23 protein-coding genes and 1 tRNA gene are annotated in these 23,264 nt (G+C 69.1%); 11 read left to right on the forward strand and 13 right to left on the reverse strand.

The features are described from left to right. The first annotated feature begins 80 nt into the window (after nt 1-80). The 3 genes from ACWGKI_RS02260 (at nt 81) to ACWGKI_RS02270 (ending at nt 1,561) form a co-directional block, all read left to right on the forward strand. On the forward strand, nt 81-944 hold the full coding sequence (locus ACWGKI_RS02260; protein ID WP_380241490.1) for an SDR family oxidoreductase: 864 nt from the start codon (nt 81-83) through the stop codon (nt 942-944). Between the two features lie 24 nt (nt 945-968). Then, the gene (locus tag ACWGKI_RS02265; RefSeq protein ID WP_380241488.1) at nt 969-1,412 is read left to right on the forward strand and encodes a DUF6098 family protein; all 444 of its coding nucleotides are present in this window, start codon (nt 969-971) and stop codon (nt 1,410-1,412) included. A gap of 59 nt (nt 1,413-1,471) precedes the next feature. Continuing rightward, a tRNA-Ser gene (locus ACWGKI_RS02270) sits at nt 1,472-1,561 on the forward strand. 64 nt (nt 1,562-1,625) lie between these two features. On the opposite strand, the gene ACWGKI_RS02275 is transcribed toward ACWGKI_RS02270, so the two are convergent. Further along, a complete protein-coding gene (locus tag ACWGKI_RS02275) occupies nt 1,626-2,357 on the reverse strand; it encodes a DUF2625 family protein (protein WP_452184348.1) in 732 nt (243 codons plus the stop codon). A gap of 404 nt (nt 2,358-2,761) precedes the next feature. Here ACWGKI_RS02275 and ACWGKI_RS02280 point away from each other — a divergent pair, with 404 nt between their 5' ends. From ACWGKI_RS02280 to ACWGKI_RS02295, 4 genes are all read left to right on the forward strand, one after another. Beyond that, nucleotides 2,762-3,616 carry a GntR family transcriptional regulator gene (locus ACWGKI_RS02280; protein WP_452184350.1) on the forward strand — a complete coding sequence of 285 codons (855 nt, stop codon included), beginning with the start codon at nt 2,762-2,764 and terminating at the stop codon, nt 3,614-3,616. Nucleotides 3,617-3,635: 19 nt separating this feature from the next. After that, a complete protein-coding gene (locus ACWGKI_RS02285) occupies nt 3,636-4,274 on the forward strand; it encodes an HAD family hydrolase (RefSeq protein ID WP_452184420.1) in 639 nt (212 codons plus the stop codon). A gap of 131 nt (nt 4,275-4,405) precedes the next feature. Beyond that, on the forward strand, nt 4,406-5,431 hold the full coding sequence (locus tag ACWGKI_RS02290; protein WP_452184352.1) for an HNH endonuclease: 1,026 nt from the start codon (nt 4,406-4,408) through the stop codon (nt 5,429-5,431). A gap of 222 nt (nt 5,432-5,653) precedes the next feature. Beyond that, a complete protein-coding gene (locus tag ACWGKI_RS02295; RefSeq protein WP_452184354.1) occupies nt 5,654-6,865 on the forward strand; it encodes a HEPN domain-containing protein in 1,212 nt (403 codons plus the stop codon). A 268-nt stretch (nt 6,866-7,133) separates the two neighbouring features. On the opposite strand, the gene ACWGKI_RS02300 is transcribed toward ACWGKI_RS02295, so the two are convergent. Together ACWGKI_RS02300 and ACWGKI_RS02305 are read right to left on the reverse strand one after the other, a co-directional pair. Continuing rightward, nucleotides 7,134-7,466: a hypothetical protein gene (locus ACWGKI_RS02300; protein ID WP_452184356.1), complete on the reverse strand. Its 333-nt coding sequence runs from the start codon at nt 7,464-7,466 to the stop codon at nt 7,134-7,136. Between the two features lie 2,796 nt (nt 7,467-10,262). After that, the gene (locus ACWGKI_RS02305; protein ID WP_452184358.1) at nt 10,263-10,487 is read right to left on the reverse strand and encodes a hypothetical protein; all 225 of its coding nucleotides are present in this window, start codon (nt 10,485-10,487) and stop codon (nt 10,263-10,265) included. 589 nt (nt 10,488-11,076) lie between these two features. Between ACWGKI_RS02305 and ACWGKI_RS02310 the strand changes: the two genes are divergently transcribed. Then, entirely contained in the window at nt 11,077-11,427 is a 351-nt protein-coding gene (locus ACWGKI_RS02310; protein WP_452184360.1) for a hypothetical protein, read from the forward strand. 519 nt (nt 11,428-11,946) lie between these two features. On the opposite strand, the gene ACWGKI_RS02315 is transcribed toward ACWGKI_RS02310, so the two are convergent. The 3 genes from ACWGKI_RS02315 to ACWGKI_RS02325 form a co-directional block, all read right to left on the reverse strand. Next, nucleotides 11,947-12,582, reverse strand: a complete 636-nt coding sequence (locus tag ACWGKI_RS02315) for a hypothetical protein (protein WP_452184361.1) — start codon at nt 12,580-12,582, stop codon at nt 11,947-11,949. Nucleotides 12,583-12,819: 237 nt separating this feature from the next. Beyond that, the gene (locus tag ACWGKI_RS02320; protein WP_452184363.1) at nt 12,820-13,230 is read right to left on the reverse strand and encodes a hypothetical protein; all 411 of its coding nucleotides are present in this window, start codon (nt 13,228-13,230) and stop codon (nt 12,820-12,822) included. Between the two features lie 56 nt (nt 13,231-13,286). Next, nucleotides 13,287-13,931, reverse strand: a complete 645-nt coding sequence (locus ACWGKI_RS02325) for a hypothetical protein (protein WP_452184365.1) — start codon at nt 13,929-13,931, stop codon at nt 13,287-13,289. Between the two features lie 206 nt (nt 13,932-14,137). Between ACWGKI_RS02325 and ACWGKI_RS02330 the strand changes: the two genes are divergently transcribed. Further along, complete coding sequence (locus ACWGKI_RS02330) at nt 14,138-14,485, forward strand: hypothetical protein (protein WP_452184367.1); 348 nt, start codon at nt 14,138-14,140, stop codon at nt 14,483-14,485. Between the two features lie 14 nt (nt 14,486-14,499). On the opposite strand, the gene ACWGKI_RS02335 is transcribed toward ACWGKI_RS02330, so the two are convergent. Both ACWGKI_RS02335 and ACWGKI_RS02340 read right to left on the reverse strand, forming a co-directional pair. Further along, entirely contained in the window at nt 14,500-15,030 is a 531-nt protein-coding gene (locus tag ACWGKI_RS02335; RefSeq protein WP_452184369.1) for a toxin, read from the reverse strand. 42 nt (nt 15,031-15,072) lie between these two features. Further along, a complete protein-coding gene (locus tag ACWGKI_RS02340; RefSeq protein WP_452184371.1) occupies nt 15,073-15,579 on the reverse strand; it encodes a hypothetical protein in 507 nt (168 codons plus the stop codon). A gap of 180 nt (nt 15,580-15,759) precedes the next feature. Here ACWGKI_RS02340 and ACWGKI_RS02345 point away from each other — a divergent pair, with 180 nt between their 5' ends. Next, entirely contained in the window at nt 15,760-16,317 is a 558-nt protein-coding gene (locus ACWGKI_RS02345; protein ID WP_452184373.1) for a PAS and ANTAR domain-containing protein, read from the forward strand. A 12-nt stretch (nt 16,318-16,329) separates the two neighbouring features. Here the strand turns inward: ACWGKI_RS02345 and ACWGKI_RS02350 are convergent, their stop codons facing one another. The 4 genes from ACWGKI_RS02350 to ACWGKI_RS02365 all read right to left on the reverse strand — a co-directional run bounded on the left by ACWGKI_RS02350 (nt 16,330) and on the right by ACWGKI_RS02365 (nt 21,103). Continuing rightward, nucleotides 16,330-17,037, reverse strand: coding sequence for a GAF and ANTAR domain-containing protein (locus ACWGKI_RS02350; protein ID WP_452184375.1), 708 nt, complete (start codon nt 17,035-17,037; stop codon nt 16,330-16,332). An 82-nt stretch (nt 17,038-17,119) separates the two neighbouring features. Then, a complete protein-coding gene (locus ACWGKI_RS02355; RefSeq protein WP_380241455.1) occupies nt 17,120-17,791 on the reverse strand; it encodes an ANTAR domain-containing protein in 672 nt (223 codons plus the stop codon). A gap of 48 nt (nt 17,792-17,839) precedes the next feature. Then, nucleotides 17,840-19,675 (reverse strand): choice-of-anchor I family protein, encoded by a 1,836-nt coding sequence (locus ACWGKI_RS02360; protein WP_452184378.1) that lies wholly within the window; start codon nt 19,673-19,675, stop codon nt 17,840-17,842. A 132-nt stretch (nt 19,676-19,807) separates the two neighbouring features. Further along, nucleotides 19,808-21,103 carry a glycosyltransferase 87 family protein gene (locus tag ACWGKI_RS02365; protein ID WP_452184380.1) on the reverse strand — a complete coding sequence of 432 codons (1,296 nt, stop codon included), beginning with the start codon at nt 21,101-21,103 and terminating at the stop codon, nt 19,808-19,810. Between the two features lie 117 nt (nt 21,104-21,220). On the opposite strand from ACWGKI_RS02365, the gene ACWGKI_RS02370 reads away from it, so the two are divergent. Next, on the forward strand, nt 21,221-22,564 hold the full coding sequence (locus ACWGKI_RS02370; RefSeq protein ID WP_452184382.1) for an Nramp family divalent metal transporter: 1,344 nt from the start codon (nt 21,221-21,223) through the stop codon (nt 22,562-22,564). 131 nt (nt 22,565-22,695) lie between these two features. Here the strand turns inward: ACWGKI_RS02370 and ACWGKI_RS02375 are convergent, their stop codons facing one another. Then, the gene (locus ACWGKI_RS02375; RefSeq protein ID WP_380241445.1) at nt 22,696-23,178 is read right to left on the reverse strand and encodes an NUDIX domain-containing protein; all 483 of its coding nucleotides are present in this window, start codon (nt 23,176-23,178) and stop codon (nt 22,696-22,698) included. Nucleotides 23,179-23,264 lie beyond the last annotated feature (86 nt).

Consider the following 23,264-nt stretch of genomic DNA (forward strand, 5'->3'; position numbering starts at 1 on the left):
CTGATCGACCTGACCGACCTGACCTGACCCCGTGCTCTGGGGTCGTGCCAGACGTACACCGCACGACGGAGGAGGTCCGCATGACCGACGACCAGAAGTCGTTCCCCGCCCAGCAGCAGGAGCCGCCCGGGCTGACCGGTGAGATGACGCCCACGCCCGACCACGGCGAGGAGAGCTACCGCGGGTCGGGGCGGCTCGACGGGCTGCGCGCCCTGGTAACGGGCGGCGACTCCGGCATCGGCCGGGCGGTGGCGATCGCGTTCGCGCGCGAGGGCGCCGACGTCGCCATCGGGTACCTGCCCGAGGAGGAGGACGACGCGCAGGAGACGGCGCGCTGGGTGCGCGAGGCGGGCCGGAAGGCGGCGCTGCTGCCGGGCGACATCACCGACGAGGCGACGGCCCGGGCGCTCCCGGAGCGTGCCGCGCAGGAGCTGGGCGGGCTCGACGTCCTGGTGAACAACGCCGGGTTCCAGATGGCGCGCCGCGAGTCGATCGAGGACGTCACGACCGACGAGCTCGACCGGGTCCTCAAGACGAACCTGTACGCGCTGATGTGGATCACGCAGTCCGCGCTGAAGCACCTCGGCGAGGGTTCGAGCATCATCAACAACTCGTCCATCCAGGCGTTCCAGCCGTCGACGTCCCTGCTCGACTACGCGTCGACGAAGGCCGCCATCAACAACCTCACGGTGAACCTGGCGGCCGAGCTCGGCCCGCGCGGCATCCGCGTGAACGCCGTCGCGCCGGGCCCGATCTGGACCCCGCTGCAGCCGGCGACCCAGCCGGAGGAGAAGATCGAGAAGTTCGGGAAGGACACCCCGCTGGGGCGGGCCGGGCAGCCGGCCGAGCTCGCGGGTGCGTTCGTCTTCCTCGCGTCCCCGCGGGACGCGAGCTACGTCTCCGGCACGGTGCTCGGCGTCACGGGCGGCAAGCCGGTGTTCTGACACCTTCGGGACCGGAGGGGCGACATGCTGCACCTGCCCGGCGCGCCGGCCACGCTCGACGACGTCCCCCGACTGCGCACGTTGGGGGACGTCGTCGGGCTGCTCGGTGTCGTCGGGCCGCTCTACGTGCGGTTCAGCGCAGGCCCCGTCGCGGACGCGGCCGCCGAGAGCCGCGACCACGAGAGCGGGTGCGTGCTCCCGGGGCTCAGCGTGAACCCGCTGGACCCCGAGCCGTGGTGGGACCGCCCGGCCGAGCACTGGGTGGCGCGGCAGCTGTGCCAGTACGCCCACCTCATGACGCCCGACCGGTTCCCGTGGGTGCTGACCGGCGAGCTGGCAGGCCGCGGGCCGGACTGCGAACCCCTGCTGGGCGCGTTCGCCCCCGTCGCGTCCATGGACCCCGCCGTCGTGGACGAGGCGGCCGCGGTCTACGAGCGCGTCTTCGACCCCGGCAACGACGGCACCTGAGCCCGATTTCAGGTCTGCCGCTCCATTGGGTATCCTCGGTGGGCCGGTCCGACCGGCGAGGTAGCGTGTCCGAGCGGCCTAAGGAGCACGCCTCGAAAGCGTGTGTGGGTGAAAGTCCACCGTGGGTTCAAATCCCACCGCTACCGCCACCCGAAGGGCCCCACCCGCAGCACTGCGGATGTGGGGCCCTTCGCCGTTCCCCGTACTCCGTTGTCACTCCGTCTTGCCGGCCGACCGCTTCGAGGGTGGTGCGAGCTGAGGCTCGGGTGACTCGCCGGAGAGTCCGAGACGTGCCGCGGCTTCGTCGTAGAAGTAGAAGAGTTCCGAGAGGGGCACTGGCCGGCGTGAGACGTGGTCCAGATCGCGGCCCTCTTCGCTGAACGGCGGCGGCCAGGTGCTGAACCCCTGGTCGAGTGACATGGTCTCGACGTCGCGCTGCCACGTGCTCCAACGAAGGTCGGCGAACGTCTCGCCCATCGCTCCGCTGAGCACGGCTTCGACGAACGCAGAGTGTCCGCCCCCGAGTCCGTCCCACTGCAGAGTGTCGGGACCGAAGTAGCAAACCTCGCCGGGCGCCACACCCAGACCGCCCCCGTCGATGGCGAATCGGCCGCCCAGCGCGTCCCACCCGATGAGCAGGAACGGGGGTGACTGCGGGTGGGTGTCGGGGCTCAGTCGGTTGCTGCTTGCGAGGTCCGGCAGGCCGTCTCCGCCGCCGCCCAGGAGACGGAACCACCCGTGGTCGGCAATGACCGCAGCGCAGTTGAGAGCGAGGGCGCCGAGAGTTGAACGAGCCGAGACCTGCAGAGACTCCAGCGTGCGCAGCCCCTGGGCGCGCGAGATGGGCAGAGCCGTCGCGCCGGGCACAGCATTGATGCGTTCCAGGAGTCTCGGCCACGCAGGATCGTCGACGTCGGCGAGCTGAGCAGCACTCATGCGTGTCATGGCGCCAGTATCGAGCCTATTCACCGCGCCTCGCCCCGATTGAATTGGCGCGGGTCAGAGGGCCTCAACCTTGCCGCTGTCGCCTGAGTGACCAGCTGGTCGGAGACGACCTGCAGATCTGGCGCCACGTGGGTGCGCTTCACCGGAGTGCCGCACGGTGGTGCCCTCGTCGGCGTGGCCGAGCAGCGCGGTCGCCTGGGCGATGGTGGTCGAGTGGCGTCCTGGGCGTCGCGGAGCTGGTGGCGGATGCCGGCGAGGGAGCGCGGCGTGCTATCGAGGGAGGGCCCGACTCGGGACTAGGTTGACTCGTCATGGGGGCACCTCGCTCAGGACGGAACGGCACAGATAGTCATGGCAGCGGACCGGGCAATGTTGGCTGACTGGGGTGGACGACGAGTCCCGGGGTGGACGGCACGAGTCTCGATCCCGACGACCCGCGACCGCCCTACCTCCAGGTGGCGACGGCGCTCCGTGCTGCGATTCTCACGCGCAAGATCGAGCCGGGGGACAAGCTGCCCAGCCAGTACGAGCTGGCCGAGCGCTACGGCGTCTCGCGGATGACGATCCAGCAGGCGCTGCGCGTCCTCAAGGACGAGTCGCTCGTGGTCTCCCGCCAGGGGAGTGGTGTCTTCGCGCGCGAACGTACGGAGAAGCCTGCCGGCCTGGGGCCCCACATCGAGAAGGCGTTCGAGCCCGACGAGGTCAGCATCGACTTTCTCGGCTACACGGCCGAGACCCTGCACGGCGCGATCGCCGAACCCCTCGACAAGATCCGCGCGGGTCGGCTCACGCCGAAGTCGATCCGGATCCGCGTCCTCGTCTCCGACATGACCCAGCCCCTCGCCCTGCCCGTGGCAGTAGACGGCGTCGAACGTGACTCCGCTGCTGCCCGGGCGCGCATGGCCGACCTTGGTGCCATGTACATCGGCGGTGTCACCGATGCGGTGCAGGAGCTCGCAGACCTCGGCCTGGTCCCCGACGCCACGGTCGAGACGCGACGCTTCGCGGGCGCGCCGATGTTCAAGGCGTACGTCATCAACGGCGCGGATGCTTTCTTCGGCTACTACCCGGTCGTCAAGCATGACGTCCGAACCTCCGGCCGCCAGGTGTCCATCTATGACCCCATGGGCAAGGACACCGTTCTGTTCCACTGGACCGACGACGGCGACATCGAAGCCGTAGATTCCCAGTTCGTCATCGAGACGAGGGCATGGTTCGACAGCGTCTGGAACACCATCGCCGTCGAGGACGCCAAGTGACCCACGCCCGCACCCTGCTCTGGTCAGCACGCGCAGTCCTGCTCGACTTCGACGGCCCTGTCACGCCGCTCATGCTCGCGCCGCTCAACATCCAGCTGCGAACACCGCGCGTGCTGTCCTTGCCCGACACGGCATCAAACCCGCGGAGTTACGCGAGACCTCCGATCACCTCGCGATCATCCGCTGGGCCGGCTCCCACGCGCCCGACGCGCTGTCGGACGTAGAGGCTGTGTGCATCGAAGCAGAGGTCGAGGCCGCGCGAATCTCGCGGCCGACGCCGGGTGCGCACGAGTTGATCGATGCGCTCCACCGCGCCGACGTGCCCGTTGTCATCGTCACGAACAACGCCGCCGAGGCCGCCTTGACCTACCTCGAACGGTGGCACCTTGCTGGCAAGGTGCGCGGTGTCATCGGCAGACCGGAGAGCGAACCGGCGCTCATGAAACCGAACACTCACCTCGTCGAAGCCGCGCTACGGATTGCGCAGGTCGAGCCTGCGGAAGCGGTTCTCTTCGGTGACTCTGTCTCGGACGTCGAGGTGGCACGTGCTGCGGGCGTCCGGTCACTCGGCTACGCCAAGACCCCACAGCGCGGGCGAGAACTTGAAGCCGCCGGGGCAGACGCTCTCGCAGACACCGTCACTGCACTAACGGAGTGACCCGTCACACCGTTCGAAAATCACCCGCTGGCGACAATAAATCCCCCAGGACGACCGTTGTCGGGAACGTTGCCACGGGGTACTGTTCACGTCTGCTTGGCGAAGGCCCAAGTCCAGAATGGAGAGTTGTGGTGCGCTACACGGACGTCAGCCCACAGATTCGCGGCGGCCACTGGGGTTGGCTTGCCTGGTCCCTACTCTGGACGGTTATTTGGGCTTTTGCCGTGCCACCCGTCGCGGTAATCAGCCTTCTTGTGGGCATAGTGCCTCTCGTTGGACCCATTGTCCGGCACAACAGAATGCGGAAGTACTTTGGCGGTGACGAATTCGCCGCAAAGAAGGCCGAGATCGCGTCGTTCGTAGCCGAGCATAATGAGATGACCAGGTACGCTAAGGAGATCGAAGCATCTGGCGCTTTTACGCTTGCGTCAGCAACCGGGCAATACGCGCATCTGGCGTCGTTTGAGAACACCTCGAACTGGAACTATCGCAGGGATCGCAACGTTGCTGTCTACGCACCCAACGTCCACAACGCTTCGCTCCAGGTGGTCCGAAACGCGAGTATGGACCCAATTAAGTATCTCATCAAGTACTTCAACGTTGCCGCCGATAAGGAAACGCTTGGCGGCGTGCAACAACTCGGAGAATCAATCTCGAGGCTGGAAGGTGCGGTTGACAACCTCGCCAGACGAGAGGCGGCGATAAAGGGCTCGGTTCAGCCTCCAGAATTCATCACCAAGCACTACGAGGACCTGTTCTGGACCGAGCTCGGCGCACACGTGGCTCCCATCACGATTCCCTATCCCGAATACAGGTTCCAGTACACCTCGGCGGGCGGGAACTCAGGCCAGGCCGCAGACATCATTCTCAACGTGGAGACGATCGACGCGTTGTCAGCAACACTCGACCAAAAAATCAAGTGGGCAAAGTCTGCGGCAGCGCAACGCTCACTGATGACTGCGAGGCTCCGCAACGAAATCAAGGCACGCGACGGTTATGCCTGCCGTCAGTGCGGGATCACACTCTCCGAGCACCCGTACCTCTTGCTGGAGGTGGACCACATCGTCCCAGTGTCGAGGGGCGGTCTGAGCACGCCCGACAATCTTCAAACGCTTTGCTGGCGAGACAACCGCGCAAAGGGTGCGAAGGTCATGTGACAATAGCCGTTCGCGCTCACTCGAATCATAGGAACCGCGTTGAGCAAAGATCCTCAAGAACTCCAAGGCACGTTTTGGTCGCCTGGCGCCCCCGACCGCGCATCAACAGGCACCGCATATATGAGACCGGGATCGTTTCATCTCCTGGTTGACAAATGGATAACTTCGGCCTCTCAGGTGTCAGTCCATTCGGCGAACGGATCAACCACAACAATCCACAAGATGGAGCCCAGCCGGATCGCGGCCGATTATGCGCCCCAAGTGGTTCTTGGTGAGCTCAACGATGGCACCGCTCTAACGCTTCTTGACGCGCAAATGAGCGTCGACGTCGGAAGATTGCTTGCGCAGCAATTTGATGGACATCGGTATGTAATGGGTGTCCACCTTTGTAACGCGCAAGCCCTTGTGACGGGACTCCGTGTGTCATTTGACATTCCCGCTGGCCAAGCGGGATGGCTCAGCGACGCCCCAGCGCGCGTCGATGGTCCCTCCACAGCCGGCACCATTTCCCCATGGGAGGATCGCGGCGCACCGGGATTCTCATTTGTGCCTGACGAGCCACTTGTCCTTGTGGAAGCGATCCAGGTCTTGGTTGGGTCGCTCGCGCAACTTGTTCATCTGTGGACAGGCAATGCCGCACGGCAATCCAGTATCGAGATCAGGCCAGACACTGCCGACACATGGCATGGATACAGCCCGCCGCTGCATGATGGCAAGGAATGGCGCCGAGCGGACCTGCTGAGTCCAGGCATCCTGCGGATCAAGACCGCAGCGTCGTGGCTTAAACTGGCCGACGAACTCGGCCCTCTGCCATATATCGCCACAGCTGGGCAGGAAGTTCTACAGGTCAGCGCCTTGGTACTCGCCACAGCTCTTGAAGGCGCGCATCGCCGGCTGTACTCCTCTTCGCGACCGTTCGCTCCTCTGTCGAAGAGCCGCATGCGCAAAGTCCATGACGCGGCGCGCCGAGCTGCGGTAGCGGTGCTAAAGGACGCTGGTTGGAGCGATTTAGAGGGTGCGGCAAGGCGGGTCTCCGGGACACTCAATCATCTGGACCAGTTGAGCTACTCGGAACGGCTCGCCGAGATGCTTGTTCCGGTTCTGAATGTTGCGCCAGGACTTGTTGGGCCAGATCCAGATGCATGGGTGCGGACGATGAAGCGGATTCGCAACGATCAAAGCCACCAGCTCGACGCGGTGAACACGTTCTTTGAGTGCGAGATATCTGAGTACTATATACTCGCGGTTTCTGGAAAATGGGTTCTCCACCTTGCGCTCCTTCTAAAGATTGCGGAGTCTCAGGTAGTGGCCCGGGCACTCACGGATTCGCCGAAGTTTAACTTTGCGCTCGCGAACATGGACGCTGAGAACTACTGGCAATCATGGTCGGCCGCGGAGGTGTTCGCTTCTTCTCGCGATTCATTGGTCAAGTGAAGAGGTTCTTAGGGGCCCTTAGATTGCGCGGATGGGCTTCGCGCCGACGTCGCTCACGAATGAACTTCCCGCCGCTTCTGACGCGGAGAGCGCGACGACGTCGAGCCGTAGTGCCGCGGTAGTGTCTCGTCGAAGCATTCGTGCTAGCGCTCCCGCATCGCTTCGACATTGGTCCGGGTAGACCACGATGACGTCGATATCCTGCGGCTTGACTCTAAGGCAACTGCCGCGGCATTCATTTGCGCTGCCGAAGAGGTAGATGGGCCATTCAGTAGGGATCATGTCCGCGGCGTATCGCATCGAGCTGATCACGGGACAGGTGTTCAAGGAATTCCCCGCCATCCTTGTGCAGGGCCCCGAGAATCTCTGGTCCACGGAAGACTCCAATTCCGAGTTGTTTCCCCTCTTCCTTGGCCTCTCTGCTGTATCGATTCCACGCGCTGCTCGTCACAATTGCGCTCAGGTTTGGCGCAATGTTGAGGGCATCGTCGAGCGTTTCGAGGCTCACCATGTATTCGTTGCAGAAGAGGACAAGAAGTTCTCGACCGTTTGTCTTCTCGATGCGGACAAGATAGTTTCCTTCCCGCTCTGCTCTTGCCACTGCCGAGTGATTCTGGAGTCTGGCAAGCAGCCAACTCCAGCTTTCGCTTCTAGCAATCTTCACGATCTCGCCTTTACTGGTCCAGTAGAATTGAATTCATCTCGCGCGGAAAGAGGGTTCCGGTCGGGTCAAACTCGGCCGATATGTGGCGCGCGGCGAACGCCCGTTCGTGCTGTCGGAACGCGGAAGCAATAATGCGTTCGCTTGGGGTTAGCAGATGCCGATTGGCGTCTAGTATCCGTCGAATCGTTCTATTGTTCGGTATAACACTGTCGAGTGCACGAGCCACCCAGAGTTGATAGGCTTCGGAATCGGGCCGAGATGCGGCCTTAGACTCGGGCCCGTAGTTGACCCAGATTGCATGATTGTCTTCTAGTAGTTGTTCGATTTCGTTCCTGGCATCACTTCGGGTGTCGAATCGACGGACGCCAAAGGCTGCGTCGAGGCGCTCGGTGTGTAGAACCTTCCAGGCTTGAAGGGTAGCGACGGGAAAATCGTCGGGCGCCCTATCGATTACCGTGTGGGTATTGGGGCATACTACAATTAGGTTCTCTTCGCTGATTAGACTTTCGCTCGACGCTCCTGCATCTGCCCGGGGACCGTCTTCCGAGGCTGCGATGATGTGAGCAATTTCTGCGAGGCGAACCGTTGAGCCTCCGGCGTGCACCCAAAGCCGGGCTTCGCAGTCGGGAGCTGGGCATCTGTTCGCTGATTCCGCTAGCAATTGCGTCACAAGCGGTCGGGGTATATTTCGTCCACGCCGACCGGGACACTGGGAGGTAACCGTCTCTGGCACACCCTTGTTATACCGTATGTCAGGGCGCCATGCGGGTGACGGAGCTGGTGGCGACCGGTCGGGACTATCTGGACCAACCCTGCGGGTTCAGGATGGTGAGGGTTTTCCTTACTGACTCAAGGCGCGGCTCCGCCGCGCTGGTAGGTCGACCGGTCGGGGCCCCGCGCTTCGCTCGCTGCGCTCGCTTCGCGCACCCCACCCGGCCTCCCCTACCGCAAGGCGAAGGCGGCCCCGGGTCAGTCCGGGGCCGCCTCATCCTGTGCTGCGGCGGTCTACGGCTCGTACCGCAGGTCCCGCCACCAGAAGCCGTCGACGGTTCCGACCATCCTGGCGTCGGCCGCACGCACCAGCTTGCGCAACTCGCGGCCCGCCTCCGGTGGGACCCAGCGAAGGAGTCGCTCGATCTCCTCGCGTGTCTCGGGCGCGGGGCGGTAGGTGGTCCTGGGGCAGCACGGAAGATCGGTGGAGTTCGGGTCGGGATCGATGGCTACGCGACTGGCACTGAGCCAGGCATCCAGCGCCGCAAGTTGATCACCGCGCCAGTGCCCGTACTGCCGTTCGTAGCGCAGGACCGCGCTACGGGCTGTTCCTGACAGCCTCCCTCCGCCGAGGCGGCGCCTCGGATGGTGGGCAACTGGTTGTGTTCTCGCTAGCGCGTCGATGCGCAGCTGTGATGGGCGCCTACGCGGCATGTCCCTTCGTGGAGGTGTGCATGCCGTGATCGTAGGGGCGAGGGTCGAACTGCGTCTATGTGTCATGCTCCGGCCCCTCTGATTAGCCAACAGACGTGATCAGGGTGCCTCGCTCGATCTCCGCCGGCGTGAGGCCGAAGAGCAAGACCATGAAATCGGTCTCCTCCACCAGGTCGGGATCGGCCGGGTAGTCGAGACGAGCTTCGCGTACAGACGTGGGCCGGTGGGGAGCGCGAGACACGCCGTGAACGGCACCTCGAGTCCGGCGCGGAACCGAGGACCCGAGCGGAGCTCTCCGAACACCGCGATGTACTCACCGACTCGGCTGCCTCGCGGCTCATAGATGCGCCCGTCCGTCAGGAAGCAGATCTCAGAACCTTCCTCGTATCCGTTGGTCACACGCGAAGCGTAGGGGCAGGCGTGCGGCTTCGGCCGGGTCGAAAGTTCACGTGCGGTCCGGCCCCGAACCGACCGCCGAGCATCCGGTCGACTCCGGCCCGCATCAAGGGCGCCTGCGGCGTCGCTGCGCGATGGCCTGCGGCCACCCTTGACCCGGACCTCCGCCGACCTCTTGTGCTCCGCTATCGGTACGGCGCCTCCGAGTGTCCCCACCGGCCGAGGTGCCGACAGGTCGCCGGATTGCCTCCGTTTTGGTCGGCGGATCGGTGCCGGCGGGTGCAACGCGATCCCACGGGCGACGCTGTAAAGGGCCAGGTCAGATGCCAGAAAGACCCGGGCGAGCAGGGTGGGCCAGCGCGCCGTCTTGAAGCCCACCGCTACCGCCCCCCGAAGGCCTCACCCGCAGTGCTGCGGTTGGGGCCGCTCGCCGTTCCCAGCACTCCTTTCACTCCGTTTGCGGTTCATCGTTAGCCCGGCGGGACTGACGGAAACCGTCAGGAGCGAAGCGGGCGCAGACATGCTCTCATCGCGCCGGCGAAGGGCTCTGCCTCCGACTGCACCAGAGGTAGCAAAGCTTGTGCGACCTCGGTTGCGGTCGTCACCAGGGTGTCGGTGAGGTACCCGGACAAGGCCAGCTCGTCGAACTCGTCCTGGTCGACGATGCCGGCGCGACCATCGGCGCTTTGAAACAGGTCCAGTTCCAGGTCGACGAACGACCGACCCTTCGAGCTTTGAACACGTCTAGCGCCTGGCCCATGGTGATGCGTGAATCGTTCCTCGCGACACGGGCTCGCCCATGGAAGGCGAACTGTCAATCACGTCCTGATACACGGCCTCGGATCCCTTCGGGGCCGACCAGTGCGGGGTCTTGTTCAGCGTTTCGATGACCGGCGCGAGGTGCCGCATAGCTCACGGGGCCGGATAGCCCTCCTGCTTGCTGACGCGTTCCAGTTCAGCCACCGACAGCCGTAGTTCTTCCTCCAGGATCTCCACCGAGTCGGCACCACCCTCCTGGACGAGCCTCAACCACTCGTGGAGCCGGTCGCCCTGAACCACCAGCCCGGGGAGCCTCCGGCCATCGGTGACGACGACGACGTTGTTCACCGAACCCGAGAGTACCTTCACCAAAGTCATCCTCTGCTTCTCACCCGCCCTGCTGGAATGGCGTGCGGTTGGCTCCGCGTGACACTGAGCCCGTCCCCGCACCGACAGCCGAGCATCCGGCCGTCTCCGGTCCGTGTCAAGGGCGCCTACGGCGTCGCTGCGCGATGGCCCGCGGCCACCCTTGACCCGGACCTTTGCCGACCCCTGGTGCTCCGCCATCGGTACGGCGCCTCCGAGTGTCCCCACCGGCCGAGGTGCCGACAGGTCGCCGGATTGCCTCCGTTTTGAAGGGCGGACCGGTGCCGGCAGGTGTAACCCGATCCAACGGGTTGCGCCGTAAAAGACCAGGTCAGATGCCAGAATGACCCGAGCGAGCTGGGTGGGCCAACGCGCCGTTTTGAAGCCCACCGGTACCGCCACCGGAGGTCGCATCCCTTGACCGAGGTGCTGAAGCGCGACGCGCAGGCAGGTGACGCGGCACCCAATGGTCGGGTGTGTGGGTGAACTTGTCGTCTGGTGTCCGTGACGGCGCGGAGAGCTGTTCGCGCCCGTCAGAATTTGCTCAGTGAAGTCGGGCCCGTCCGACGAACCACCCCGAGCACCCTGAGAGGCGAACCGAGTGGAGTTGAACGATCTGGAAGATCCCTATCGGCAGGTTGCCGTACCGACTGACGCGCGATCGACCAAGGGTGTCCTGCAGGTCGTCGCTGTGTGCTCCCTGCTGTTCATCCAGACGGCCATCGGTGGCCTCTTCCTGGAGTTGTGGTGGTGGCATGTCAGCAACATCGCTGAAGCCCCCACTGCGTTCCCCGTGATTTTCCGGGCGTTCACCGGGGCACTTCACGGCGGAATCGTCGTGACTGAGGCAGTCATGCTGGTCCGTCGCCGCATGCGCTCCGTTCGCGTCGCTGCCATTGCGACCGGAGGGCTGGTCTTCGCGGTACTCCTTGAGGGGGTCGGGCTCTTCTAGACCGTCCTCAGTGCAGCCCCGCAACCTTGGGTACGCCGCAGCTGCACCACGCTGTTGGTGTTGCTCATCGTTCCCCTGCGTCGTCAGCGGTGCCCGCCTGCTTCGGATCCAAGCTCTCGCTGCCGATAGCGCCGGTCCTAGGCTTGCCGACATGGGGTTTGCCAGGTGGATCGCTGCGCGCCGGGCGGCCCGTTTGGCGGCAGTCCCGGGCGACTGTCCCGAGTGCGGCCATCGCTGGGATGAGCACGCCGGTTCGGGCAACGACTGCGAAGGTGTGTGCGGCGACTGCGTGTACGAGGTGGAGCACGGTCAGCAGAAGCCGGGTTCCGAGCTGTGCCGACTCGCGTGGGATCGGCCGTAGTCCCGCGCTCTGCGCCCGTGATCTACCGGCTCGTTGCCCCGCAGTCGTTCGCGATGCACGCCATGGTGCGTCCTCGCGGGAGCGTGCGGCCGCCCGGTTGAACTACTTCTAGGCGTTGACGAACCGACGATCCCTGTGGCCGCGTACCCGGCGACGGATCAGGTCTCGCAGAGCTCTGCGAGCCGGGCCTGGAACTCCGGCGAGTCGCTGGGAAGCCCGCTCTTCCAGAGGGTGGCGTAGAACGGGACGACGGCGTTGTGTACGAGGCCGAGGGATCGGACACGCAGCGGCGCATCGCTGACGCCCACTCGTGCCCCGTCACCGATGGGAGGGTCGGCCTCGGTCGAGCCCTCCGCCCGGAACGGGTTGATGATCCACATGACCGCCTCCCGGCCGGCCGGGATCGTGACGCGGTCCGATGTCTCGCTCTCCGGAGGAGGGCCCGCCTTCGGGTCGGGGATCGATTCGTCCAATGCGAGAGCCGACGGCTCGAAGCGGTACGCGTCCGGACGGGTGCTGATCACCTCGACCGGCCACCGAGACTCGTTCCGCACCGTCTGCACGGCGACGGGCGCCTCGTCCTTCGCGTACACCGCCCAGAAGTGGTCGTCGTCCCAGAGGCACTGGTCGCCATGGCCCGCGCCGGCCGACGTGGTGGAGCCTGTCACCACTGACGCGGTCCCGGAGACGACCCACCACGCGACGAGGACGATGAGCAACGCGATGGCGCCGGCAGTAATCCTGACGTTCCGGCGCCGCATCCGGAACTTGAACTCGACCACATCGTCGCTCACGAGGCCGAGAGTAGCGGCACCGAGAGACTGTTCTGTGTCATGCGCGCGTGGCGTCGTAGGCCGTCGAAAAGTCTCGTCCGCCGACCGTCGCCCCGCTACGCTCAACCCACTCCGCCCAAGGCGCGTCCAAAGCCGGTACTGGCGCGTCCTGCCCGCAGCTTGGTGAGGGTGGCTGCCCGTTCGAGCCGGGCCGGGGCCGAGAGGAGCCCTCGCACTGCGGGTGCGATCGGGCTCCCGTCACGTGCGCAGCGGGAGTTCCTGGACGACGGCGCCCGCCTCCCAGAGCCGGAGAGACGCGGCACGCCGCTCGGCCAGATCCCCACCGAGCACCAGCGCCACGAACACCTGGCACTCGACGCCGTCCGCCAGCATGACCCGACGTGCTCCGACCGTGCAGCGGGGCGACGCAGTGATCTGCTCGACGGTTGAGGCAAAGAGCCCCCACGCGTAGGCGAAGCCGTAGGCCGGGAAGTCTGCGACCGACATCGACCCCACCACCGGTGCTGGAAGGTCGATCGACGTCGGCCCTTTCTCTCCGGCCACGAACGTCTCGTCCTTGAAACAGGCGATGTCGACGGCGAGGGAGCGCGGTTCAGGTCCCGCCGAGATGTCGGCCCGGACCCGCACGCCACCCATCACCAGATCCATGTCCGCATCGCCCTTCTGCTGGCAGGTGGGAAGGCCCGACGTGATCGGGCCTCGGGTCAGGCGTCGCAGAGCTGTGCGAGCTCGTCCTGGAAGTCTGGGGAGTCGGTGGTGAGCTCGCTCTGCCAGAGGGTGGAGTAGAGCGGGATGTCGGCGTCGTGCAGGAGGCCGAGCGAGCGGACCCGCACCGGCGCGCTCTCCACGCCGTCCCGCGCGTTGAAGCCGACCTGCGCGGCGCTGCCCTGGAGCGGGTCCGTGGGGTGCAACGGGTCGATGACCCACATCGGGACCTCGCGGCCCGGCGGGATGGTCACCCGGTCCGACGTCTCGCCGTCCGCGGGAGGGCCGAGCGCCGGGTCGGGGAACGTGCCGTCGTCCCGACGGTCGGCCGCCAAGGGGCCGAAGCGGTACGCCTCCGGGCGGGTGCTGATCACCTCGACGGGCCAGCGGCCGTCGTTACGGACGGTCTGCACGACGACGGGCGTCTCGTCCTTCGCGAACACCGCCCAGATGTCGTCGTCCGGGTAGGCGCACTGGTCGGTGTGCCCCGCGCCGGTCGACGACGCCGAGCCCGTCACCACGGTGGCGCTCGCGGAGACGAACCACCATCCGACGAGGAGGACCAGCGCCGCCAGGGCCACGGCCGCGATCCTCGCGCTCCGGCGTCGGACCCGGACCTTCAACTCGACCACGTCGTCGCTCACGAGGCAGACAGTAGCGGCAAAGGTGCCCGGCGCAACGCCCTGGCCGTGCGACGCGGCGGGCGAACTTTGTGGCGGTGTGCGACTGGTCGTGGGCGGGCTCGGTGGACAGCACCCCCTGCTGGTTTACTTCCCCGGCGGGCCCGCCGGACACTGGCGGCCGGGCGCCGGTATTTCGGCGCCGCACGACGACCCAGGAGACACCGACGATGGGAACGCGCCACGTGACGGACGGCCACGAGCTCGCGGGCACGAGCGCGGACGACCCCACCGAGCGTCTGCTGCGGGTGGCGGCGGTCGCGGGCCTCGCGCTGATCCAGGCGGGAGTCGCGGGGCTCTTCCTCGGCGCGTGGTGGCGGCACGTCCAGCGCGTCGTCGACTCCCCGACGGTGGGCGGGGTCGTGTGGCACCTGGCGACGGCGGCGCTGTTCGTCGGGGTGGCCGGCGCGGAGGTCGGCGCGCTCCGCAGACGGCGCAAGGCGCCCGCGATCGTGGTGTCCCTCTCGATCGGCGCGACGGCCGCCGTCGTCCTGCTCGAGGCGCTCGCGCCGTTCTGACCGGCCCCCGCGGGTCAGCGAGCGAGGAACGCGGCGACCTCGCGGCGCGACCGCAGGCGGTGGAACGCCAGGTGCGCATGGGCGGGGTCGGCCATCGCGGAGCCGTAACGCTCGGGATGTCGCTGCAGCTGGTCCCACGACCACCGGACGATGGAGTCCTTCTGCCAGGGGAGCAGGACGTCGCGCCACCGCTGCCGGTTGCCGGTGCCAGGCCAGAGCTCCGTCCGGTCCAGGACTCGGGCCAGCGTGCGCCGGTACACCTGCGAGATGACGACCGGCCGCGGCAGGTCCAGCCAGACGACGGTGTCGGCGCGCGCCCAGATCTCCCCCTGGAGGCCGGAGTAGTTGCCGTCGATCACCCAGGCGTCGCCGGCGAGCTCGGCGCGCGCGTCCGCCAGGAACTCGTCCCGCGGCCGCGGCGTCCAGCCCGGACCCCAGAACAGGGCGTCCAGCTCGACCGGCCGCACCCCGAGGTGCGCCGCCAGGTGCCGGGTGAACGTCGACTTGCCCGACCCTGCTGCCCCGACCACCGACACCCTGCGCACCGGGGCAACCTAGCAGCGGCACCGAGGTCGGACCCGGAGGCGTCAGCCGACCTCGATGAGGGCAAAGGGGTCCGGGCCGCACGACATCGCGGGGTCGATCTCGCACAGGGTCGACGCACCCTCCAGGTCGACGGAAATCTCCGCGGGCCCGACCGGCATGTCGTCCGGGACGCGCACGGTGCTGTGCGCCGCGCCGTCGTCATCCGGGTCGAGGATGACCAGGTCGGCCGAGTAGTAGTGGCTGCCGTCGTCGCTGTTGCCCGTCCCGTCCACGCGCGAACGGATCGAGACCCCGTACCGGGCCCCGCGGGGCAGGTCCGACGAGCACTCCTCGTGCCGGCCCACCCCGTCGATCTGGACGACCAGCTCGTCGCCCGGCACGACGCTCGTCGGGACCACGACCGGGTCGTTCGGGCGGCAGTACGCCGTCGGCCCGAGCGCATCGACCACCCCGCAGCCGGAGGAGACGCTCACCAGCGCGACGGCCAGCAGGACACCCGGGACGGCGCGTGGGAGGACAGGGGAGGAGGGCGACGTCGGCCTCGGCATCCGCTCAACCTAGCGGTCGACGTCTGCGGTGTGCTTGCTATTGTCGTGGGCGCCGGTCAAGAAGTGGCTGGTCTGCTCCAACTGCCGGAGGCGACCGTGTCCGCAGACGCCCCAGAGGTCGACGAACCGTCGGCGCTCCGGCCGACCCGCCTGGTAGGCCGCTTTCGACTTGAGCCTGCCGTGGACCGCTGGACGTGGTCGGACGAGATGTACGACCTGCACGGTTTCAAGCCGCACGAGGTCGTTCCCACCACCGGGCTCGTGCTCACCCACACCCACCCTGACGACCGCGAGACCGTCCGCGAGACGCTGTCGCGCGCCGGGCGCGCCGGGAAGCCGTTCTCGAGCGTGCACCGGATCCTCACCGCCACCGAGCGCGAGCGCACCGTCACCGTCGTGGGGCGGCCCCGCAAGGCCACCTCGGACTCCGAGCCCCTCGCGCTGGTCGGCTACTTCGTGGACCTCACGTCCGCCGTCGCCGAGCGGGTGCGCGAGAGCGCGCTCGCGGACATCCGCGCCGCGGCAGAGACCCGCGGCGTGATCGAGCAGGCGAAGGGCGTGCTCGCCGTCCTGTACGACATGGGGACCGACCCGGCCTTCGAGCTCATGCGCAAGGCGTCGAACGACCACAACGTGGCGGTGCGCGACCTGGCGAGGCAGATCGTCGACCTGGCCCACCGGCCGGAGATCGACCGGAAGGCGACGGCCGCCCGCCTCCTCGGCGGCCCGCCCGCGTGACGGGCGGGCGGCTCAGCCGTCCTCGAACCGCCGTGGCTCGACGGCGCCGGCGTCGTCCGCGAAGCTGAGCCGCCGCGCCACGACGTCCTCGGCGACCTCGTCCAGCGTGCTGCCGCGCCCGAACGCGTGCGCGCGCAGCACGGCCAGGGCGTCGGCCGGGCGCAGCCGGAGCTGCGCGGACACCATGCCCGTCGCCTGGTCCACGCGCGCCCGGGCGGCCCAGCCGATCTGGTCGATCTCGCCGAGGAGCGCGGTCCCGGCCGCGTCCGCGAGGAACTGGGCGTCCTCCAGGTCCCGCCCCAGCACCTCCCCGGGCGCGACGACGAGGCCCAGCACGCCCACCGGCTGGCCCCCGACCCGCATCGGGACGGCGTACCAGGTCCCGTGCGCGCCGGAGTTCGCGGCGAGCTGGGAGAACACGGGGAACGGGTCGTCGTCGGGCACACCGTCGAGGGAGGCGGAGACGATCCGGTCGTCGTCGAGCGCACGACGGCCGGGCCCCTCGCCGAGCACGTCCTGGATGCTCTCGATGCCCGCCGCCGTCGCGTCGGTGCTGGTCACCGTCATCCGCTCGCCCTGAGTGGTCGAGAGCGTCAGGCTCCCGCCCTGCGCGCCGAGGATCGTGGCGCAGGCGCGGCACATCCGTGCGGCGACCGACGACTTGGCGTCGAGGCCTGCCAGGGTCCGGGCGAGCAGGCCTAGCACCTCGGAGGTGTTCACCGATCGCTCCGTCCTGTCGCGTCCGGCCAGTTTTCCACCGATACGCGATGCACGACACGGCGCCGTGCCCGGATCGGCAACCTCAGCGGTCCAGACCACCGATCGTGTCGCCCGCGTCGCCGAGGACGAGCGTCCGCACGATGAGCTCGGCGACGTCCCGCTCGCTGAGCCCGCGCCGGTCGGCGGCGGCCTGCAGGGTGCGCCGGGCCTCGTCCTCCGGGCAGTCGTTGGACGCCATGATGGCGCCGACCGCCTGCTGCACCGCCGCCCGGTCCGACATGGTGCGGTACAGGCCGGCGACGGCGTCCCCCAGGTCCGCGAACTGGAGCTGGAGACGCACGGCGTCGGCCGTCAGGGCGGCGTGGCCCACGGCGGCGTCCACGAGCCCGGCCGGCCAGTCCCCGGCGTGACGGCTGTACACGTTGATCGCGACTGCCACGCCGGGTCCCACCTCGGCCGGCACGGCGAGGGCCTGGACGAACCCCTCGTGCGCGGCCGCGTCCCGCCAGGCGTCCCACCCGGGCACGACGTCGGCGATCGCGGTCGTGAGCACCGTCTTGCGGCGCATCGCGTCGATGCAGGGGCCGGTGTCGGCCCTGGCCTCGGCCTGGTCGCACCGCCCGGCCCCCGGAGTGCTGCTCCCGGCCTTCAGCGAGATGCCGTGCTCGCGCAGGCTCACGCTCGCCTCCACGCCGTGGTCGAGCGAGCTCGCGGCGCGGACGGCGCACTCGTCGAGGTACCGAGAGAGCGTCATGAGGTCACGGTACTCGCGCTCCCGCCGCAGGACGCGGCCGGGCGGGGCTCAGCGGCGGCCGGTGAGCCGGTCGACCTGGTAGAGGGTGGTCGTGCCGGAGACCTCGTTCGCGACGGCGAGCAGCGGGCGGTGCGTGGGGGAGTCGGCCGCCGCGACGAACGTCAGGCCCTCCGGCCCCAGGTCACCGGCGCCCGACAGGGCGGCGGCCGGGTCGGCGCCGTCGTCGATCGCGTCCTCGACCGACACGGAGTAATCGCGGTTCGAGACGTAGGTGACGAACTCGGAGCGCTCGGGTCGGGTGATGTCGTAGACCATGACCCCGCCGGCACGCTCCAGCCCGACGAAGGCGTAGGTGCGGCCGCCGACCTCGCCGATCGTGACGTTCTCCGGCTCCGGGCCCTTGTCGTCGCTGCGGCCGTCGAACGACGTCGCGGTGTGGTTGGTGTTGAACGCGTCGCCGAGGGCCTGGGCGGTCACCTGCTCGAACGTGTCGCCCGAGTCGAACACGAGGTCGCCGTCGGTGGTCCACACGGAGAACGACCGGCCGCCGAAGGCGTAGAGCTGCTCGTAGCACGACCCGTCGGCACGCAGGCCGGACGCCGTGGTGACGTTCAGCCGCCCGAGGTCCGCGTCGCCGCGCAGCCCGGAGGCGGGGGAGCCGGCGCAGACCGGCGGTAGCCCGCCCTTGCCGAGGTCCTTGACGCGCGCGGGCTCGGCGTAGTCGCCCCACTCCCGGGCGTCGCCCTCGTTCGCGGTGACGAGATACGTCCGCCCGCGCGACGTGTACGACGCGATCCCGTCAGGCATGTACAGCCCCCGGACCGGGACCTCGCGGACGGCGGCGACCCCGTCCTTGTCGGACGGGTCGATGCCCTGGCCGGGCACGGAGAGGTCCTTGCTGCCGAGCGACCACAGGTCGGTGGTGCGGGCGGCGCGCAGGTCGACCTCGGCGACGGCGTTCGCCTCCTGCAGCGCGACGTACGCGGTGCGGGAGTCCTTCGACACCGTGACGTACTCGGGCTCCAGGTTGCGCGACACGCGGTGGTCGAGCGAGCCGTCCGGACCGGCGACGTCGGGCCCGAACACGCGCACGCCGTCGGGCAGCGCGGCGCCCTCGAACGCATGGAAGGTGGCCGTCCGCACCGCGGACTGCCGGACGGCCGGCGTCTGCTTCCTCCCGGGGAGGCGGTCGGGCAGCGCGACCACGGACACGGAGCCCTCGGGGTCCACGCTGAAGTCGTCGGCGGGCTCGCCCTCGTTCGCGACGACGGCGCTGCGCCCGTCGGGCGTGACCGTCACCATGTCGGGCAGCGCGCCCACGCGCCAGGCGCCGAGCGCCTGACCGTTCCCGGCGGCGTCGAACAGCACGAGCCAGCCGTCGGACACCTTGTCGGGCGACTCGACGGCGACCACGCCGAGCCCGTCCGGGCGGACGGCCACGGAGTTCGCGACGGCGCCGTCGGGCACCGTGGAGCCGTCCGCGGCGCGGACGCCGGTGGTCTCGAGGGCGAAGAGCTTGCGCGGGACCGACGGCGTCGCGACGTCGAGCACCGTGACCTCGCCGGCCTGCGCGTTCACCGAGAAGAGGCGCTGCGAGCGCGCGTGGTAGGCGACGATCTCCGCCGCCGACTGGTCGAAGACGCCCGTGGCGTACGAGCCGAGCGGCGAGAGCGCGACCCGGGCGCCGTCGGCGGACTGCACCACGGGCTGCGCGACCACGCCGGCGCCGGGCTGGGCGTCACGGTGCGCCGACGCGGTCAGCGCGACCGGCACGGTCAGCGCGACGGCGAGCGCCGTCGCGCAGGTGCCGGCGACGGCTCGACGACGGGCAGGCTCGGGTGCGGGGTGGGGGGCAGCAGGTCGCGGGGTGCGGGCGGTGCGCAAGAGGTCCTCCGTGGCGGCCGGGGGCGCGCAGCGGCGCGCCGTCGGGGTGACGGTAGGGAGGACGGATGACCGCCGGGGGAGTCGGCGGTGAACGGGCGCCGGACTGCCGGTGAACGCCTGGCGGCGGGGGTGTCAGGCGGCCGGGTCGGCGCGCACGGGCTCGCGCACACCGTCGCGCCCGAGCTGCACGATCCGCCACACGGCGCCCGCGAGCAGCACGACGAGCGTCAGGTTGCGCAGGCCCTCGACGGTGATCATGCCGGGCTCTCCGGCGAGGAACTCCCCGTACGCCACGGGGTACACGATCTGCGTGCCGAGCGCGGCGAGCAGCGCCCCGACGGCCGGCGGCGCCCACATGCGGCGCGTGCCCGGGCCGGCGAGGGCGATGGCGGCGGCCAGCGGCGGGCCGATCCAGGCCACGAACTGGGGCGAGCCGACCTTGTTGAAAACGATGAGCGAGAGCAGCAGGGCGGCGGTGCTGAGCAGCAGGATGTCGCCGGCGTGGTCGGGGCGCCGGTGCGCCGTCCACCAGGTGAGGGCGGCGAGCAGCAGCACGGCGACGGGGAGCAGCACGTCCAGCAGCTCGGCCACGCGCTGCGCGGCCTGGCCCTGCACCTCGTACGTGTAGATGACGTCGTTGTACTCGATCGTCACCGACGGGTCCCAGAGCCGCGCCACGCTGAACCAGGTGGCGAACACCGACTCGGCCTGCAGGGTGCGGGCCTCCTGCTGGCCGAAGACGGAGAACGCGCGCTGCCCGGCGCCGCCGGCGAGGGCGAGGCCGACGACGACGGCGCTGACGGCCGCGCCCGGCACGACGACCTGCCGCCACAGGTCGCGCCATCGTGCGCGGGTGGCGGCGAGGGCCACGACGACGGCGCCCGGTGCGATCTTGATCCAGGCCCCGGCGGTGGCGACGGCGGCAGCGAGCGCGGGACGCCGGGAGGCGATCACCAGGGCGATCAGGATGAGCGGCGCGACGACGCCGTCGAGCCGGCCGACGAAGATGGGGCCGAGCGCGACGAGGAAGGCGAGCCACCACCAGGCACCGAGCACGCCGCGCGGGGCGGCGCGCACGAGCACGACGGTGGCGACGGCGTCGAGCACGACGACCATCGCGGTCCAGACGATCTCGTACCCCAGCAGGCCGCCCGAGACGAGGGCGGGCAGGGTGACGGGGACGAGCGCGCCGACGGGGTACACCCAGTCGTAGTCGAGCACGGGCCACTGCCCGGTGGTGAGGCCGTGACGTGCCCACCACTCGTAGAGGGTGACGTCGCCGTAGATGGTGTTTCCCCAGCGGATCGCCTGGTGCACCACCCACACGTGCACGGCGACGAAGCCGAGCGCCAGCAGCCACCGGGACCGCAGCGCGGCGCCGAGCGGACCCGGGGCGCGGCGGGCGGAGGCGGTCGTCGTGGGTGGCACGAGCGACATGGTGACAGACCCTCCTCGGCGGTGCCCCGGAACGGCGAGGAGGATGCGAGATACGGTGATGGACGTCTAGAGTTTCGGACACCCGAAACCTGCTGACCGGAGGACCTCGTGACCCGACCGCCCGAGCCCGCCCCCGCCGTCGCCCCGGCACCGCCCGGGCGTGCGGGCCGTGGCGTGCGTCCCGCGCGGCTGGTGGCCCTGCTCGGCCCGGCGTTCGTCGCGGCCATCGCGTACGTGGACCCGGGGAACGTCGCGGCCAATCTCACGGCCGGCGCCCGGTTCGGGTACCTGCTCGTGTGGGTGCTCGTCGTCGCGAACGTCATGGCGGTGCTGGTGCAGTACCTGTCCGCCAAGCTGGGCGTGGTCACCGGCCGGTCGCTGCCCGAGGTGCTCGGGGAGCGCCTCTCGCGCCGCGGGCGCGTGGCCTACTGGCTGCAGGCGGAGGTCGTCGCCATGGCCACCGACGTCGCCGAGGTGATCGGCGGCGCCATCGCCCTGCACCTGCTGTTCGGTGTGCCGCTGGTGCTCGGGGGCCTCATCACCGGTGTCGTGTCGATGGTGGTGCTCTCCGTGCAGCAGCGGCGCGGCCAGCGCGTCTTCGAGTCGGTCGTGACGTCGATGCTCGTGGTGCTGACGGTCGGGTTCTGCGCGGGCCTCTTCTTCGCCCCGCCCGACCTGGGCGCGCTGCTCGGCGGGCTCGTGCCCCGGCTCGACGGCCCCGAGTCGGTGCTGCTGGCCGCCTCCATGCTCGGCGCCACGGTGATGCCGCACGCGATCTACCTGCACTCCTCGCTCGCGCGCGACCGGGTGCGGCACGACGCGCGCGTGCGGCAGCAGCACCTGCTGGCCGCCGGTGCGGCGGACGGGGACGCCGTCGAGCCGGGCCCGCCCTCGACGGCGACCGTGCGCCGCCTGCTCACGGCGACCCGGTGGGACGTCGTCGCGGCGCTGGTGCTGGCGGGAGGCGTGAACATCGCGATGCTGCTGCTCGCCGCCGCGAACCTGCCGGGGCGCGCCGGCACCGACTCCATCGAGGGTGCGCACGCCGCCATCGAGGCCTCGCTCGGCCCGACCGTCGCCGTGCTCTTCGGGGTGGGGCTGCTCGCGTCCGGGCTCGCGTCGACCTCGGTCGGGGCGTACGCCGGCGCCGAGATCATGGCAGGCCTGCTGCGGGTGCGCGTCTCGCTGCTGGCCCGGCGCCTGGTCACCCTGGTGCCCGCGATCATCCTGCTCGCGACGGGAGTCTCGCCCACGTGGCTGCTGGTGGTGAGCCAGGTGGTGCTGAGCTTCGGCATCCCGTTCGCGATGGTCCCGCTGGTGCGCATCACCCGCGACGCCGGCCTGCTCGGCGGGTTCCGCAACGGCGTCGCCACCCAGGCCGCCGCCTGGGCGGTCGCGGCCGTCATCGTCGCGCTCAACGTCGCCCTCCTCTGGCTCACGTTCACCACCTGACCCCGAGGGAGTCCCCGCCCTGCCGAGGTAGTTGGGGCCGTGCCGAGGTAGTGCGAGCCGTGCCGAGGTAGTGCAGGTCGTGCCGAGGTAGTGCGAGCCGTGCCGAGGTAGTTCACTCCGTGCCGAGGTAGTCAGCCCTCCAGCGCGGACTGCAGCCGGTCGACGAGAGCGGCCTGGGCGCTGACGACTAGGCGCCGCGCGTCGTCCGGCCCGAACCAGGCGACGCGGTCGATCTCCGGCACCTCGATACGACGGCCCGACCGTGGCGGCCACTCGATCTCGACGGTGTTGCTGCGCACCTGGTCCAGGTCCGGCCCGGGCGGGGGCCACTCGCGCGCCCACGCGAGGACGCGCTTGCCGGACTTCTGGCGCACCTCCCCGAGGTCGACGTCGGGGGTCGACGGCGGGGGGAGCGGCAGGCCCAGCTCCTCGGCCGCCTCGCGCAGGGCGGCGGCGTGCGGCTCCTCGTCCGGCTCGAGCTCGCCCTTGAGGACCGTCCACGCGCCCTCGTCCTTGCGCGCCCAGAACGGCCCGCCCATGTGCCCGAGCAGCACCTCGAGCCCTCCGTCGGACGTGGTCCGGTAGAGCAGGAGGCCCGCGCTGGTCGTCGCCATGCCCTCAGCATCCTCGCCCAGACAGGCTGAGACCGAGTATCGCTTGACGTGAGACGCCGTCGCGGGTCACGATGGGGGAAGACCGG

The organism is Isoptericola sp. NPDC055881 (genome assembly GCF_053615895.1).

What these genes read in the sequence shown, in the direction of transcription:
- ACWGKI_RS02260 (WP_380241490.1), top strand. Translation starts at nt 81, where the DNA reads ATGACCGACGACCAGAAGTCGTTCCCCGCCCAGCAGCAGGAGCCGCCC.
- ACWGKI_RS02265 (WP_380241488.1), top strand. Translation starts at nt 969, where the DNA reads ATGCTGCACCTGCCCGGCGCGCCGGCCACGCTCGACGACGTCCCCCGA.
- ACWGKI_RS02275 (WP_452184348.1), bottom strand. Translation starts at nt 2,357, where the DNA reads ATGACACGCATGAGTGCTGCTCAGCTCGCCGACGTCGACGATCCTGCG.
- ACWGKI_RS02295 (WP_452184354.1), top strand. Translation starts at nt 5,654, where the DNA reads ATGGAGCCCAGCCGGATCGCGGCCGATTATGCGCCCCAAGTGGTTCTT.
- ACWGKI_RS02305 (WP_452184358.1), bottom strand. Translation starts at nt 10,487, where the DNA reads ATGACTTTGGTGAAGGTACTCTCGGGTTCGGTGAACAACGTCGTCGTC.
- ACWGKI_RS02320 (WP_452184363.1), bottom strand. Translation starts at nt 13,230, where the DNA reads ATGGATCTGGTGATGGGTGGCGTGCGGGTCCGGGCCGACATCTCGGCG.
- ACWGKI_RS02330 (WP_452184367.1), top strand. Translation starts at nt 14,138, where the DNA reads ATGGGAACGCGCCACGTGACGGACGGCCACGAGCTCGCGGGCACGAGC.
- ACWGKI_RS02340 (WP_452184371.1), bottom strand. Translation starts at nt 15,579, where the DNA reads ATGCCGAGGCCGACGTCGCCCTCCTCCCCTGTCCTCCCACGCGCCGTC.
- ACWGKI_RS02355 (WP_380241455.1), bottom strand. Translation starts at nt 17,791, where the DNA reads ATGACGCTCTCTCGGTACCTCGACGAGTGCGCCGTCCGCGCCGCGAGC.
- ACWGKI_RS02375 (WP_380241445.1), bottom strand. Translation starts at nt 23,178, where the DNA reads ATGGCGACGACCAGCGCGGGCCTCCTGCTCTACCGGACCACGTCCGAC.